The organism is Olsenella profusa DSM 13989, from assembly GCF_030811115.1.
Taxonomy (GTDB): Bacteria; Actinomycetota; Coriobacteriia; order Coriobacteriales; family Atopobiaceae; genus Olsenella_F; species Olsenella_F profusa.
Genome location: NZ_JAUSQK010000001.1, coordinates 1,614,274 through 1,628,519, shown reverse-complemented (window position 1 = coordinate 1,628,519; position 14,246 = coordinate 1,614,274). Strand labels below are relative to the sequence as shown.

The 14,246-nt window shown below is 63.8% G+C and carries 13 protein-coding genes and 1 pseudogene; 7 read left to right on the top strand and 7 right to left on the bottom strand.

Annotation, left to right across the window (positions count from 1 at the left end):
* Nucleotides 1-617: 617 nt before the first annotated feature.
* The 3 genes from J2S71_RS07495 to J2S71_RS07485 all read right to left on the bottom strand — a co-directional run bounded on the left by J2S71_RS07495 (nt 618) and on the right by J2S71_RS07485 (nt 2,435).
* Nucleotides 618-797: a hypothetical protein gene (locus J2S71_RS07495; protein WP_307390362.1), complete on the bottom strand. Its 180-nt coding sequence runs from the start codon at nt 795-797 to the stop codon at nt 618-620.
* A 24-nt stretch (nt 798-821) separates the two neighbouring features.
* Nucleotides 822-1,541 (bottom strand): hypothetical protein, encoded by a 720-nt coding sequence (locus J2S71_RS07490; protein ID WP_307390359.1) that lies wholly within the window; start codon nt 1,539-1,541, stop codon nt 822-824.
* Nucleotides 1,542-1,670: 129 nt separating this feature from the next.
* The gene (locus tag J2S71_RS07485) at nt 1,671-2,435 is read right to left on the bottom strand and encodes an ATP-binding protein (RefSeq protein ID WP_307390356.1); all 765 of its coding nucleotides are present in this window, start codon (nt 2,433-2,435) and stop codon (nt 1,671-1,673) included.
* A gap of 158 nt (nt 2,436-2,593) precedes the next feature.
* On the opposite strand from J2S71_RS07485, the gene J2S71_RS07480 reads away from it, so the two are divergent.
* Nucleotides 2,594-2,908: a hypothetical protein gene (locus J2S71_RS07480; RefSeq protein WP_307387988.1), complete on the top strand. Its 315-nt coding sequence runs from the start codon at nt 2,594-2,596 to the stop codon at nt 2,906-2,908.
* A gap of 155 nt (nt 2,909-3,063) precedes the next feature.
* Here J2S71_RS07480 and istA read toward each other — a convergent pair.
* Nucleotides 3,064-3,903, bottom strand: a pseudogene (gene istA, locus J2S71_RS12320) (IS21 family transposase); the annotation flags it as partial.
* A gap of 195 nt (nt 3,904-4,098) precedes the next feature.
* On the opposite strand from istA, the gene J2S71_RS07465 reads away from it, so the two are divergent.
* From J2S71_RS07465 to J2S71_RS07440, 6 genes are all read left to right on the top strand, one after another.
* Nucleotides 4,099-5,688, top strand: coding sequence for an IS3 family transposase (locus tag J2S71_RS07465; RefSeq protein ID WP_307387982.1), 1,590 nt, complete (start codon nt 4,099-4,101; stop codon nt 5,686-5,688).
* 1,217 nt (nt 5,689-6,905) lie between these two features.
* A complete protein-coding gene (locus J2S71_RS07460) occupies nt 6,906-7,316 on the top strand; it encodes a hypothetical protein (protein WP_307390353.1) in 411 nt (136 codons plus the stop codon).
* A gap of 218 nt (nt 7,317-7,534) precedes the next feature.
* Complete coding sequence (locus tag J2S71_RS07455; protein ID WP_370873217.1) at nt 7,535-8,803, top strand: aminotransferase class V-fold PLP-dependent enzyme; 1,269 nt, start codon at nt 7,535-7,537, stop codon at nt 8,801-8,803.
* Nucleotides 8,796-9,278, top strand: a complete 483-nt coding sequence (sufU, locus tag J2S71_RS07450; RefSeq protein ID WP_307390348.1) for a Fe-S cluster assembly sulfur transfer protein SufU — start codon at nt 8,796-8,798, stop codon at nt 9,276-9,278. The genes J2S71_RS07455 and sufU overlap by 8 nt, the downstream gene beginning before the upstream one ends.
* Nucleotides 9,279-9,280: 2 nt before the next feature.
* The gene (locus J2S71_RS07445) at nt 9,281-9,703 is read left to right on the top strand and encodes an RrF2 family transcriptional regulator (protein ID WP_021726421.1); all 423 of its coding nucleotides are present in this window, start codon (nt 9,281-9,283) and stop codon (nt 9,701-9,703) included.
* A 195-nt stretch (nt 9,704-9,898) separates the two neighbouring features.
* Nucleotides 9,899-10,678: a YaaA family protein gene (locus J2S71_RS07440; RefSeq protein WP_307390346.1), complete on the top strand. Its 780-nt coding sequence runs from the start codon at nt 9,899-9,901 to the stop codon at nt 10,676-10,678.
* Nucleotides 10,679-10,685: 7 nt separating this feature from the next.
* Here J2S71_RS07440 and J2S71_RS07435 read toward each other — a convergent pair whose 3' ends face one another.
* The 3 genes from J2S71_RS07435 to J2S71_RS07425 all read right to left on the bottom strand — a co-directional run bounded on the left by J2S71_RS07435 (nt 10,686) and on the right by J2S71_RS07425 (nt 13,809).
* On the bottom strand, nt 10,686-11,783 hold the full coding sequence (locus J2S71_RS07435) for a nucleoid-associated protein (protein WP_307390343.1): 1,098 nt from the start codon (nt 11,781-11,783) through the stop codon (nt 10,686-10,688).
* A 372-nt stretch (nt 11,784-12,155) separates the two neighbouring features.
* The gene (locus tag J2S71_RS07430; protein ID WP_021726402.1) at nt 12,156-12,614 is read right to left on the bottom strand and encodes a MarR family winged helix-turn-helix transcriptional regulator; all 459 of its coding nucleotides are present in this window, start codon (nt 12,612-12,614) and stop codon (nt 12,156-12,158) included.
* Between the two features lie 157 nt (nt 12,615-12,771).
* The gene (locus tag J2S71_RS07425; protein WP_307390339.1) at nt 12,772-13,809 is read right to left on the bottom strand and encodes a CPBP family intramembrane glutamic endopeptidase; all 1,038 of its coding nucleotides are present in this window, start codon (nt 13,807-13,809) and stop codon (nt 12,772-12,774) included.
* Nucleotides 13,810-14,246: the final 437 nt, after the last annotated feature.

Here is a 14,246-nt window from a genome sequence, read left to right as displayed (position 1 = left end):
CCGTGTCTTGGGTGCAGCCCGCCCACCTGCGTCGTGGGCGCGCCCGCTTTTTCTCTTTATATGAGTAAGTGCTCATATGCTCAATCATAAGGGAGCGAGATGAGCTGTCAAGTGGTCAGCGGCTGAGCGGATCTCCCATCCGATTGTCCTTGAGGGAACGAAATAGCCCCAAGTGCGTGCTCGAGCGTGTGCTTACGGTGCACCGACGGCGCCCACGGATGACAAAAGCCCAGGATTGAGATTCGTGAAGGCAGCAGATGGCTCTCGATTCCTCGATGAGTCCGCCCTGCGCCTCGATGTCGGCACGCACTTGGGGCCATTTCGTTCCTTTGCCGCCATCGCGTGGCCACAACGACGTCACGATATTGCGGTTGATTGCCAAAGCTAGTGAACTTTGGCGGGCTTAGCGCATCCGCCAGAGCAACTGCAGGTCGCGAGGGGTTCCCGAGGGCTTGCCACCTGCATGTTTGGCGGAGTAAGCGCAGGGAACCGACCAAATGGCACGCGGCCACTGCATGGCTCACGGTGATTGCGCCAGCCTGTGCCAGACTTAGCGCGGCCCTCCGCCTTGCCCCGTCCGTGCCCGCGACCGCCGTCCCGCGTGGCTTACTCTCTGGCTAGCCGTTGGTGCTGTCGTGCTCCTTCCTGAGTCGTTCGACGAGCTCCGGCCGCATCTCGACCTCGTCTGGCGGGACGGGGGCAAGGCCGAGGCCTTCGATGAGGGAGGCCGGCAACGCCACCTTTGCGAGGGCCATCGGCGAGGCGTCGCCGATGGCCCTCCTCAGGCTCGAGTCCACGTTGGGGCAGATGCCGGCAAGGGCTCACGCATCGAGCCCCAGGCCGTCGACCGAGGTGCCCTTCGGGATTACCTTCCTGAGCTCGACGTGGTTCTTCTCGCAGGCTCCCTTCTGGTCGGGGCGCTGGGGGTCGGCGTAGAAGGCGCGGCAGCGCCCGCCCCGCTCGATGCCGCCCACGTCGTCGAACTCGCTGCCGCGGTCGGTCAGGATGAGCCCGAAGGCCCCATGGAAGGCCGCGGGGCCGCCCAGGAGGCCCTCCAGCCAGCCCGGGGCCGCCACGACGTGCGCGGAGTCGTGCCGCTCGAGCAGGACGAACATCCGGAACCTGAGCTGGGCAAAGCGGGGCGTGAGCAGCGCCTCCAGGTCGCCGTCGGAGCCCTCCACGCAGTCCATCTCGACCACGCATGCGCGTCCCTCCTCGGGAGGGGTGGGGCAGTTGGCATAGGTGCGCCCCGCGTAGAAGGCCGCCTCATGCCGGTTCGCCTTCCTCTTGTTGCGCCTCTTGTACCTGACCTTCTTGCGAAGGCCCATCTTCGCGACGTCTATGTCCTCGTTCTCGACGTGTCGGCAGGAGGAGCGCTCCGAGCAGGGGAGGTCGTCCCTCAAGGCGAAGATGTGGTGCACCGACTGGCCCCTCGCCAGCCCGGCCTTCACCTCGCGGGCCAGGAACGCCATCTCGTGGCCCGTCATGTCCAGGCCGCGCCTCGGCTCGACGAGGCGCGCCTCGGCCTTGGCCTGGGCCACCTTGACCGAGTGGGAGAAGTGCCCCAGGGGGTGTGTTTAGTCAAGCCTGACTTTTGGTTTTGAGCGCGGATTTCTTTCGGGTCCGTGCATGAAACTTTTTCGGGTTTCGTCACGGGCGCGCCGCTGTCCCTACCTCCCAGACTTCCCCAGCATGAGGCTCTCCCCGGGCCTGTGGCTGGGCCCGCCGAACTCGACGAGCCTGCCGTGGCGCGCGACCCTGTCGACGATCGCCGCGGCCAGCTCGTCGCCCGCGAGGACCGTGCCCCACCTGGAGAACTCCACGTTGGTGGTGAACACGATGCTCCGGCACTCGTGGCTGTCGGATATGACCTGGCAGGGCGGCCGCGCGCCGTCCACGTCGAAGGGCACGTGGCCGAACTCGCCCAGGATCACCAGCCGGGCCTTCGCGACGTCCGCGAGCGGCCCGTCGGGCGTGCCCTCCCTCTTGGCCTTCCCCAGCCGGGGCACCGGCCGCGCGGTCTGCCAGAACCCCGCCGGGTAGCCCGCCGAGGTCGCCGCGATGCCGAGGGCCGTGGCCATGTGGGTCTTGCCGCGCCCCGTCTGGCCGCAGGAGACGAGGTCCTCGGCGTCGCGCACGAATGCCAGCGAGCACGTCCCGTCGCGCCCCCAGCCGTCGGGGAGGGCCACGCTCGGCCGGTCGAAGACGTCGGGCGCCTTGGGCACGGGGAACCTCGCCTGCCGGAGCAGCCTCGCCCCCTTCGTCCTGTCGCGGCGGGCGATCTCCGACTCGGGCATCGCCGTGCATGCCGCCGCCCGCCCCGGCGTCGCGGAGGCGAGGAGGGCATCCATCGTGTCGCCCGATACGGAGGGCGCCCTGGCCGCCCCACGGAAGGCGGCCTGCGAGGCCCCGCGCCCCGGGCTCGTCTGCGGCATGCCTGCCACCCCCCTCGAGCAGCCTCGGCGCCCCGTCGCAGGCGCCCAGGTCGACCTCCTCGCCGTACCCGGCGCGCTCGTCTCCGGCTGCCGCCCTGGCGGCGGAGGGGGAGACGGTCGCGCGGTCGAGGCCGCCTGTCGCCGCCAGCGAGCGCGCCATGCCCTCGACGGCCGCGCCCCAGCCCCTCTCGGCGCTCTCGTCGCGCAGCACCCCGGGGTCGGCCTTCAGGCTGTCTGCCGGCTCGCCGTCGAGGAAGGCGACGAGCTCTTCGGGGAGCGACGCCCTGACGCTCGAGTCCCTCCATCCGGCAGGCCTCATGCACGGCAGCCCCGGCCGCGGCGTCGGGTCGGAGCTGTCGGTCGGCGCCCCGCCCCACTGGCGCCCGTGGGTGGCGATCGCCTCGCCGGTGGAGACGTCGCAGACCGTGACGTCGAAGGCTCCCAGGGCGACGGCGACCTCGCAGCGTGCGTAGGCGGGTCCGGCGGAGTGGCGGTGCACGCCCCCGAGCGCGAGGGTGCCCTGCTTGCTGCACTTCCTCGTCTCCCACCTGACGCACGAGAACGCGGCCGGCGGCAGCGGCGAGAGCGCCTCCCTGTCCTCCCCGAACAGCCCGGGCTCGGGCGTGCCGGGCCCGTGGTGGCGCTTGCCCCCGCTCAGGTCGAGGCAGTCCTGGAGCAGCCTCTCATCGGACGAGGCGACGTCGTGGAAGGACGGGACGGGCACGGAGGGGTCCCTCCTGTGGCAGCCGACCTTGTTCTCCACGTTGCCCCTCTCGTTGCCCGAATAGGGGTTGGCGAGGGCGTGGTCGAGCCCGTAGTGCGCCGCGAAGCGGCGGAAGGGCCCCGAGACCCTGGCCGTCTCCCCGACGCGCCGGCCGACCTCGGTGGCGTTGTCGAAGACGGCCCTGCGGGGCACGCCGCCCATGGACTCGAGGACGCTGCGCAGCCCCTGGCAGACGCACTCGGCCGTCTCGCCCCAGAAGACCTGGGTCAGTCCCACGTTCGAATGCGGGAAGGTGATGGTCAGGTACTTGCCCCTCGTGGTCACCCCGCGGACCCCGAGATCGGCCTCGCCGAAGTCGACCTGGATCTCTCCGGGCAGCCAGCCCGGCCGCAGGAAGCCCTCGGCGTCCCTGCGGTCGCGCTCGCGGGCCATCTCCTCCCGGCGCCGCCTCGCGTGGCGCTGCACGGTGGAGTACGAGCCCTCGTAGCCCCGCTCGTCCCTGAGCCTCACATGCACCCTCACGGCCGTATGGCGCTGCTTGCGCCAGTTCCCGCGGTCGTCGTCGAGCCAGGAGTCGATCGCCTCCCTGTGCGGCGCGAGCAGCTCGCTCTCCGGCTCCTTCCTCTTCGGCGGCTCGGGCGACAGGTCCTCCGCCCTGGCGTACTTCCTGGCCGTCGGCTCCGAGACGCCGACTGCCCTCGCAATCGAGGCTATCGATTCCCCGACTCTCGCCCTTCTGCGCATGTCCTCTATCTTGTCCACGCCGATCATTCCCCTCTGGCCCTCCTAACGTCGCAGACCGAAGCAACGACATTGTCGGGCCGGCCGCGGGTGGTCGACGTGCCCATGCTCATACCCGAAGGTCTTTCGTGCCCGGACCCGAAACCTTTCGATGCTCAAACGGGGCCGGTACCGGAAATCCGTACCAAACGATGATGTTTGGAGGATGGCGTGTACTCCCTTGAGCAGAGGACAAGAGCGGTCGAGCTCTATATCAAGTATGGTTTTAAAGCCACGGCTACGATACGCGAGTTGGGATATCCAAGCCGGGCACAGCTTGTAGGATGGTATCGGGAATGGCAGGACAACGGAGGCGCGCTCAGGGGGCGCAACCTAGAACGCTACTCAGAAGGGCAAAGGCGGGCCGCCGTCAACCACTATCTGGAGCACGGCCGCTGCAACGCCTATACGAGACGCGAGCTGGGATACCCCGGAAGTACGCAAAAGCTCAGAGAGTGGATAGACGAGCTGGCACCTGGCGAGAGGCGGACAGCCGAGCCCAGGACGTTCACTCTCGAAGAGAAGCAGAAAGCCGTGACAGCGCTTGTCAGACGAGCCGGAAGCGCGCAACAGATCGCCGACGAGGTCGGCTCCACGCGTTGTACCCTCTACAAGTGGAAGCGAGAGCTATTGCCTGAGAAGGAGCCCCCGATGCCCGACACAAGCAACGCCGTCTCAAATGGCGCGTCCGACGCCGGAGCCGCCAGAGCGGCTCCCGTCACGCAGACAGAAATAGATGCCCTCGAGGCCAGGAAGGCCGAACTCGAGAAAGAGCTGCGCCAACTCGAGCTCAAGCGCGACATCCTGGAGGGCGCCCTCGAGATCCTGGGAAAAGGGACGGGCGCCGACCCGGCAAACGAGCTCACGAACAGGGAGAAGACTCTGCTGATTGAGTCGCTGCGCCCCAAATGGAGGCTGTGCGAGCTTCTCTCGGCGCTCGACATGGCCCGATCGAGCCACCAGTACCAACTCTCGGCCATCGCCGCCGGGGACAGGGACGCCGGGGCGCGGGAGCTGGTCTGCGCCGTCTTCAACGCCAACGACGGCGCCTACGGAAGGCGCCGCATCCACGACGAGCTCGAGGCACGAGGACATGTCATCGGCGAGCGCAGGATAGGGCGAATAATGGCTGAGGAGAAGCTCGAGGCGCACGGCAAGGCAAAGCCCGGGAAGGCCTACAGCTCCTACAAGGGCGAGGTCTCGGAACACCCCGGCAACAAGGTCTGCCAGGACTTCGAAGCCGGACTTCCCAACTTCCTATGGCTCACCGACGTCACGCAGCTCTCGATACCGGCCGGCAAGCTCTATCTGAGCCCGGTTTTGGACTGCTTCGACGGCGCCATCGTAAGCTGGACGACCTCGACCTCGCCCAACGCCGAGATGGCCAACTCCATGCTCAAGGCGGCTTTGGCCACTACGACAGACGAGGAGCGCCGCCATCTCGTGATCCATTCGGACTGCGGCTGCCACTACCGCTGGCCCGAGTGGATCTCCATCTGCGAGAAGGCCGGCATCATGCGCTCCATGTCGCGCAAGGGGTGCAGCCCTGACAACTCCCGCATGGAGGGCTTTTTCGGCACCATGAAGGTCGAGATGCTCTATGGCAGGGACTGGGCGGGCGTCACGTTGGATGAGCTCAAGGAGAGGATAGACGCCTATATAGAGCGTTACAACAAGACGAGGATCAAGCGCTCGCTGGGCTCGATGAGCCCCCTACAATACAGGCAGAGCTTGGGCCTCGCAGCCTAGCAGCAAGGTACGGAAAAGCGGTACCGGCCCCAACCCGCAACTCCGAGGCTATCAAACACAGGGGGCAGGTCGGGCGCCTCTCGCAGTCGTTGCAGACCTAGGGCGCCCGGTGCGTGCGCCGGCACCACTGGCGCTCGTAGCCCGCGCATCTCCCTTCGCGCAGGAGGGGCACCTCCTCCTACAGTCGGGGTCGCACATCCCTCGCCTTCCGCAGGTCTTGCGCCGGGCGCAATCCGTTCCCAGGTGCGGATCCCTCGACGTCAAGGCGACTTCACGAGGTCGTCCGCCAGTATCGAGAACCTATGACAGACCTACCGCAGGCTTTCCTGCACCAGCTTTGGCAATCAACGATTCAAGACAAAAGATGGAAGGCGATACTCTCATATAAAGAGGTAAAGGGTTTGCATCACTGAACAAAATATGTTATATATAGTTCACCTAAAGAGAGGTTCCGTAATGGGTGCCTTGCTCTAGATTGTTTACAGGGCAATACAACGTCTCCGGTGTTTTGTGTGACCGTGTGATTCTCCCAATTCATCCAGGAGGCTGACATGATTTCCAACCGCGTTCGCCACATAGGGCCCATCTTCCTTTCCCTGTGCTTTGTTACGCTTGCACTCATCCTGCTGCCCCATCCTGCACTTGCGGCAGAGTTGTCCCAGCATGAGATAGATATGCGATTCCAGCAAGTCGGTCAGACATACTCCCCTGGTGAGGAACTCTCCGAACAGGATGCAGCCTTTGTTAGACGGTATGCCACGCGCCCGGAAGCGACTCCCAATCCAGGCACCCGTGCAGGCAGTGGATCAAAGAATGTTAATGCAAGCCGAACCATGTACGGTGTTACCGCCAAGTTGAGTGGGAACGTTTGGCATAGTGGCGCGTTCACGTACCAATGGGGAGCAACCCTTACCGGCAGAATACTGTCAGGATCAACCCCAAGGAGCATGACTGCATCTGCCAAGGTCCAGGCTTATGGAGCAACCACCTCTGGTGGACTTAGCCTTGCATACACACATACACTCAGCAACACCTCATACAATTCCCGCACCGTCCAGATGAGTAAGAGCGACTCTTACGCTGGACTGGTTGTCGCATACTATGTCACCTCCCAACTTGACGTCACCACCTCATCCGGAAGTTCCTTTACCGTTCAAAGTAACTGGTAAATGCTGCGATTTCCCTCGCGGTATGCGTCATTTTCCGGAGGAGGCAGCATGCGCTGGCTCAAGGCTTCGCTCCCACTGGCTGTCGCCGTCATGATCCACTGCTGGGCCCTTGGGACAGATGAGTTTGGGGGCCATTCACTCATTCACGATCAACTGACTTTTGTTTCGTGGAATGGATCGGCGCTTGCCTTGCCCTTCTGCGAGTTCATGCAGCGCCTCATCTGTGCGTACCTCTTCTTCGTCGTTCTGGTTGTGTTAAAAGAGCTTCCCCTGCCGCGACGCCTGCTGGCAGCAGCTGCAACCACATGGCTCTTTATAATGGTGGGAATCATGTTCTCTGGCCTTCTTTCACTACCAGGAACGCCGGCCGTCGTATGGTTTATCGCCCTATTCATAGAGCTAGGCTTCCTCCTCGTTCTTGTCTTGACGTACCGGCGCGAGATTGCGAGTGCCAGCTAGGCCCAAGGCGATTATGTGTTGAAACCTAGCCACCTGCCCAGCGGGCGGCTAGGTTCGTTAGGTAAAGAACACATGATGTGGGGTAGAGGGAACTCGTGTTCAAAGGCCATCCGAGCGCCCATGGAAAAATGATTGACGGCGGGGCGAAGGGGTAAAATCCTACCCCGTAAGTAGAGATTATGTTCCACGGTGTTCCGTGGGTAAGGAGCATGCGCCCCATGCTGACCGAGACTCAGCTCTCCCTGATCGAGGACAACCCCCATAGGCAGGACTTCCCGCTGCTCGCGTCCAACGAGCGGCTCGTGTTCCTCGACAGCGCCGCCACCTCTCAGCGCCCCACCACGGTGCTGGACGCACAGCGCTGCTTCTATGAGACCATGAACGCAAATCCCCTGCGTGGCCTCTACAGGCTCTCCGTCAATGCCACCTCGGCAATCGACAAGGCCCGTGCGCATGTCGCACGCTTCATCGGCGCGCTCGACGAGCAGGGACGCCCTCAGGCCCACCAGATCGTGTTCACCCGCAACACGAGCGAATCCCTCAACCTGGTGGCAAGCTCGCTGGGCCGCACCGTACTGGGGCCCGGCGACGAGGTGGTCATCTCCATCATGGAGCACCACTCCAACCTCATCCCCTGGCAGCAGGTGTGCGCCGCCACGGGTGCCAGGCTCGTGTACCTGCGCCTGGATGATGACTATCGCATCACGCCCGAGGAGCTTGGGGCCAAGATTGGCCCGAGGACAAAGATCGTCTCCGTCACGCAGATATCCAACGTGCTCGGCATAGAGAACGACGTCGCCGCCATCGCGGCCCGTGCGCACGAGGTGGGTGCCTACCTGGTGGTCGACGGCGCACAGAGCGCCCCTCACATCGCCGTCGACGTGCGTAAGCTGGGATGCGACCTCTTTGCCTTCAGCGCGCACAAGATGATGGGCCCCATGGGCATTGGCGTGCTCTGGGGCACGGCAGAGGTACTGGACAGGATGCCGCCCTTCCTCACCGGCGGTGAGATGATCGATGCCGTCACCGAGACCGATGCCGTGTGGGCGCCGGTACCCCAGAAGTTCGAGGCGGGCACGCAGGACGCAGCGGGCATCTATGCCTTTGACGCCGCGCTCTCCTACCTCGAGAGTCTGGGCATGGAGCAGGTCGAGCGGCGCGAGCGCGCACTCGCCGCCTACCTCACCGAACAGCTGGCGGCGCTCGACTTCGTTCGGGTGATTGGCCCTGTGGACGGCAGCCGCCATGTGGGTGCCGTCGCATTCAACCTTAGCCACATCCACCCTCACGATGTCGCGTCCATCCTGGATGGCTTTGACATCTGCATCCGTGCCGGTCATCACTGTGCGCAGCCCCTGCTCTCCTACCTGAACGTTCAGATGGGCAGCACCTGCCGCGCCAGTGTGGCCCTCTATAATGACAAGCACGACATTGACCGCCTCGTTGGCGGGCTCGAGCAGGTTTGGACGGTGTTCAGCAATGGATAACAGGGAGCGCGCCGCGGGTGTGACCGGTCTCTACAATGCCGAGTTCATGGACCACGTGCAGCATCCAGACTACAAGTATCCCATGGAGGACGCCACCTGCAGCCATGAGGGCGTGAACCCCTCCTGTGGCGACGAGCTCACGTTCTACGTACGCATGGGGGATGATGGAACCATCGACGAGGCCTCCTACCAGGGCCATGGCTGTGCCATCAGCCAGGCGTCCGCAGACATGATGAGCGATCTCATGGTGGGCAAGACTCCCGAGGAGGCCATAGGGCTCTGCAGGCTCTTCGGGCGCATGGTACGAGGCGAGGAGACCGACGAGGACCTCTTGGACGACCGGCTCGAGGACGCTGCCATGCTGCGCGACATCTCCCATATGCCCGCACGCGTGAAATGCGCCGAGCTGGCATGGCACACCCTTGAGGAGATGCTCGAAGATGGCGGCACAAGCGAGAGGGTCATGGAGGCCTAGCCATGGCCGGCATGTTCTCCACAAAGGGACGCTATGCCCTGCGCATCATGAGCGACCTTGCGACGCACCCAGGCTGGGTATCGCTCGGGGACGTCTCGAAGCGGCAGGGCATCTCGCGCAAGTACCTCGAACAGGTGGTCTCGCTGCTGCATAGGGCAAAGCTCGTGGAAAGCGCACGCGGCAAGGGCGGCGGCTATCGTCTGACACGCAGGCCCGAGGAGTACACTCTGGGACAGATCTTGCGCGCCGCCGAGGGTTCGCTTGCTCCCGTGGCGTGCCTGGATTGCACCAATGACGAGATATGCCCACAGGTGACCACCTGTCTCACCGTGGGCATGTGGCGCGATCTGGGCGCGATGACCGCAGAGTTCTTGGACAGCCGAACACTTGCCGACATCACACGGCCGCAGAGCGAAGGCGACTGACGCGTGGTGGGTCAGTCGCCTTCGTAGAGCCTCCAAGCGTGCCATCCGATGGCAAGGCCCATACACTAGGAAAGAGAGTCACACGTTCGCGCCTCTGGGACAGCCTCTCGTATTCTGAGATGCAAGAGCCTCACGATACGAGATTCCGTTCCAGAAACCAACATCGAAACAGACGAGGCGGCATAGGGAGGGGCCATGGGATTCCGCATCATCGTCTCCCCCGCAAAGAGGATGCTCGTCAGTGGGGACGAGCCGTGCGCCACCCAGCGCCCGCGGCTGCTGGGCGAGGCGCTCGTGCTCGCAGGGGAGCTCCGCTCCCTGGGGCGCGCCGAGGCACAACGCATCTGGAGGTGCTCGGACAGGCTCGCCGACGAGGCATGGGCACGCACCCAGGCGCTGCCCGACGAGCTGCACCGAGATCCCGCCGCCCTCACGCCGGCAGCCTGCGCGTACCAGGGCATCCAATACACGCACCTTGCCGCAGGTGTCATGGACACCGTCCAGCTCGGCTGGCTCGAGCATCATCTGCGCATCCTCTCAGGGCTGTATGGCATCCTGCGGCCCCTCGATGGCGTCGCTCCCTATCGTCTGGAGATGCAGGCCAAGCTGCCCGTCGGAGGCGCGCGCGACCTCTATGAGTTCTGGGGCGGCCGCCTGTACGACGCCATCGCCTGCGAGCCACAGGTGACGACCATCGTCAATGTTGCGTCAGTCGAATATGCCAGGACCATCGTGCCGCATGTCCTGCCCGATGGGCCCCAGCTGCTCACCTGCTTCTTCGGCACCATCCGCCCGCGCGATGGCAGGCTGTTGCAAGGGTCCACCGAGGCAAAGGCCGCACGCGGCAGCCTGGTGCGGTGGGCGGCAGAGCGCCAGCTGGGGGATGTCCGCGAGCTCAGGAGCTTCTCCGAGCGTGGCTACGCCTTCAGTCCCCAGCGCTCGACCGATGATGTCTGGGTCTTCGTACGTGCATAGCGCGGCCCTACCTGTTCTCGATATGCGTCACGTTCTTGATGAGGATGGACACCATGCCCTCGGCATCGCTCGTGAACTCGATGAAGTTGGCATCGGCCGCATACTCGCTGGGGAAGCTGATCTCTATGCCCGTGTCGGTCTTGATGCGATGGCTCTTCGTGATGCGCCTCGCGGCCGAGCGTCGCACGGGTACCTCCTCGGGCAGGCGTTCCTCGCGCGTGGCCTGCTCGTAGCGCTCGCGCAGCTGTGGCTGGCCCTCGAAGACGGCGCGCCCCACCTCGGCCGGCGAGAAGGACTCCTCGCGCTCGGCACTCGAGGCAACCATGTGCTTGGCCTGTGCCACGGCTTCGACCGCATTGGTGCCATACGCCTGGGCAACCTCCTCCACGATACGCTCCACATGCTGCACGACCTCCCTGCTTGACGCCTGGGGGCTACACCGCAGGATGCACTCTGCGATGATGCTCAGCGCGCGGCCACCCTGCGCGCGCTCGCGGTCATGGAAGTCGATGGACCCATCAGCCAGGTTGACAAGCAGATAGGTATCGAACTTCTGCGTGGGATTGGGCAGTGTGGCATCTTGGCGCAGAATCTCGTTGTCCGCAATGCCCGAGCCATCAGACCCCAGGTCATGCACGAAGGCCAGCTTGCGTGGCAGCAGGATGGCCCCAACGTACCGCACGGAAAGATCCTCCACATCCGCAGGGGCTAAGGCGCAGGCCATGGCCTGCGCCACCTGGCCCTCCCCCATCTCCTTGGCATGCTCCCCTAGACCCTGGGTGTCCGTGAAGTCGGCGAGCAGGAGGTCGGCCTGCTCGAGCTCATCGCAGTGACGCAGCTCCTCCCAGAACACCTGTGCCAGCTGTCGGGAGACCTCGATGAAGCCGGACGAGCCGCCGGCATACGACTCCAATGCGTCAGCCAGGGGGTTCTCCCCCTCGAACACCCCATGGCGGCTCTCGGCGGACGAGACGATCCGGCGCATGCTGCGCTGCACGTATGACTTCACCTGGCGCTCGCCCAGATCGAGTTCCCGGTCACTCAGATAGGCAGAGCCCGTATCAACGTCAAATGCGTGCAGGATGGCATGATCTACGTGCATCATGGCGATTCATCATCCCCCTCGTGAGCAGCGGCGCCACAGGATACCGCATGCTCCGCAGACGGCGCGACGCACAAGCGGGGCGATGAACGACAGAGTCTTCAACCCTGTGCCGTACATTCTTTGCGCGATACCCAAGGCCACCCGCTATGCGGGTGGGCATGATTCTTGGCGGAGCGAAAAGGCCCCAAGTGCGTGCTCGATTGTGTGTGCACGACACGCCAGTGGCATCCATGGACGAAGAAAAGCCCAGGAATGAGATTTGCGAAGGCGTCAGATGACTCCCGATTTCCCAACGAACCCGCCTTGCGCCTCGATATCGGCACGCACTTGGGGCCTTTTCGCTCACCTGCCACCGTGCGGCATGCACGGGACCTATGTCCTCGCCCTGTACTCGTTCGCGAGCTTCTCCAAGTTGGCAATGATGCCATTGAGGGAGGCGTACATGGCCGCGCGCTCGTCCTCAGGAATGTTGTCGATCGCACGCTCCACCACGACGCGCACGATGCTGTTTATGCGCTCGGTTGCCGCCTCCCCCTTCTTGGTAAGCACGATGGGGCTGCGGTAGTTCTTCCCCTGGGGGCTGAGCACCGTCTTCACAAACCCACTGTTCTCCAAGCGCGTCACCATACGGGAGACCGCCGCACGATCAACGCCGATCTGGCGGGACAGCTCGGCGGATGTGGCACCCCCATTGTTCTTGCCAAGATAGTACAGGCACATGGAGTCAGTGCCCTTGAGACCAAACTGGCCCATCTCTTGACCCTTGATGCGGTTGATTGCCTTACTGGCCCGTGAAATGGTGCCCACGAAATTCTCGAACTTGTCGGTCATAATATGTTCCTCGCGCTCCTATTTTGACACTGACATCTCAACTATACACAAATCCACTACCCTTTCACCGCATAATTGCTAGAAATCTGTACTCCTACCAAAAAGCCTACACGTTAGGGGTGACCCCCGTAATCCAGGCGTCTGGCAGGTACAGGCCCTAGGCATGATAGAATGCCCCCCTCAACGGTTGCGGGGATCCCTTGAGCGAACGCCAGGCCATGATGGCGGCTGGCAGGTACAGGGCAATGTACACAAGGTACATGACGATGATGACGCCACCATCGCTGCCATCTGACACATAGCTGGTCTCCACCATGGGGCCCATGAGGGCATTAGGCACAAACATGATGAGGAAGTCGGTTAGCGCGTGCATGAGGCCAACGCCATAAATCCTGTTCTGCCTGGCCGAAAACGCAGCGAACACAAAGCCCAGCAACCCGGCCTGACAGATCTTGAGGATTGCCTGGGCAACCTGCAGGCCATCGCCAAAGTCGACATTGCCCGGCGAGATGTGTGCCATGCCAAAGAGCAGCGACGAGATGACCAGGGCGCCGATGACGCCTCGCTGGTTGGTGCCCATGCGCGCAAGAAGGCCATGGAGCAGGAGTCCCCTGAAGAGCGCCTCCTCGAAGAGTCCAACGGCTGTCGTGAAGACAAGCAGGTAGAGAATATTGAGGGGCCAGTTTGGATCAAGGGTGCTGCCCTCTGCCAGAGAGGAAATAAGCATCAGCTGAACGAAGAACAGAATGGGGATGAACATCCACCACAGCCTAGAGAAGCACTCCCTGAAGGTCGCCCTGTCCCACGTGAGCAGCTGCCTGCCGCCAAGCATCAGACAGCAGAGGGAGGCGACGACGGCACAGGACACCTCGATCGTAAGCAGGTAGTCGGCCCCTGTCGCCCACGAGATGAGGAGACCGACGAGAGCGCCGCCGAGATAGGCGACAAAGCCCAGGAGCAGGCCGCCGATGAGCCTACCCCAGCCTGACCTTGGCTTGCGTGGTGCAATGGGAATGGCTACGGGCACCTGCTGCTGATAGACCGGCTGATACGCCTGGTAGGGGCCAGGAGCCTGCTGGTAGGGCTGCGGGTAGGCGGCTTGCTGGCAGGACTGGGCCTGTGGAACGGGCTGCTGGTACGCTTGCTGTGGCTGCCAATAGGCCTGTTGGCAGGGAACCTGTTGGTTCTGCTGCAACGGGACGGGTGCCCGATACGCCATCGTCTGCTGCGGCATAGGCTGTTGCGGAGGAGAAACGGGCGCCTGGCAGCCGGGCTGTGGCTGGGCTTGAGATGGGCATCCCGGTTGGGGTTGGGGTTGGGGTTGGGGTTGGGGTTGTACCTGGCACGTCTGTGCAGCGAGCCATTCCCGGGGGGGCTGAGCCTGAGGCCCGACATACCACTGTGGGGGTTGCTGCAGGACGGGCGCGCCTTGCTGCATGCCCATGCCAACGGGCTGTCGTGCGTCTGGCTGTGGCTGAGGTTGAGACTGGGTATCCACACATGCTCCTTTCACCTGCGGCTAGGATACCCGTTGTTGACCAATCCGTCGACTAGGAAAAGCGAACGAAATGGAATGGGGCACGCCCGCGTCCCTTCCCGCGAGTCGAATGCGGGCGAAGCGGGCGTGCCCCA

What these genes read in the sequence shown, in the direction of transcription:
- J2S71_RS07445 (WP_021726421.1), top strand. Translation starts at nt 9,281, where the DNA reads ATGGCCGGCATGTTCTCCACAAAGGGACGCTATGCCCTGCGCATCATG.
- J2S71_RS07480 (WP_307387988.1), top strand. Translation starts at nt 2,594, where the DNA reads ATGCCCTCGACGGCCGCGCCCCAGCCCCTCTCGGCGCTCTCGTCGCGC.
- J2S71_RS07455 (WP_370873217.1), top strand. Translation starts at nt 7,535, where the DNA reads ATGCTGACCGAGACTCAGCTCTCCCTGATCGAGGACAACCCCCATAGG.
- J2S71_RS07435 (WP_307390343.1), bottom strand. Translation starts at nt 11,783, where the DNA reads ATGATGCACGTAGATCATGCCATCCTGCACGCATTTGACGTTGATACG.
- sufU (WP_307390348.1), top strand. Translation starts at nt 8,796, where the DNA reads ATGGATAACAGGGAGCGCGCCGCGGGTGTGACCGGTCTCTACAATGCC.
- J2S71_RS07485 (WP_307390356.1), bottom strand. Translation starts at nt 2,435, where the DNA reads ATGCCGCAGACGAGCCCGGGGCGCGGGGCCTCGCAGGCCGCCTTCCGT.
- J2S71_RS07440 (WP_307390346.1), top strand. Translation starts at nt 9,899, where the DNA reads ATGGGATTCCGCATCATCGTCTCCCCCGCAAAGAGGATGCTCGTCAGT.
- J2S71_RS07460 (WP_307390353.1), top strand. Translation starts at nt 6,906, where the DNA reads ATGCGCTGGCTCAAGGCTTCGCTCCCACTGGCTGTCGCCGTCATGATC.
- J2S71_RS07430 (WP_021726402.1), bottom strand. Translation starts at nt 12,614, where the DNA reads ATGACCGACAAGTTCGAGAATTTCGTGGGCACCATTTCACGGGCCAGT.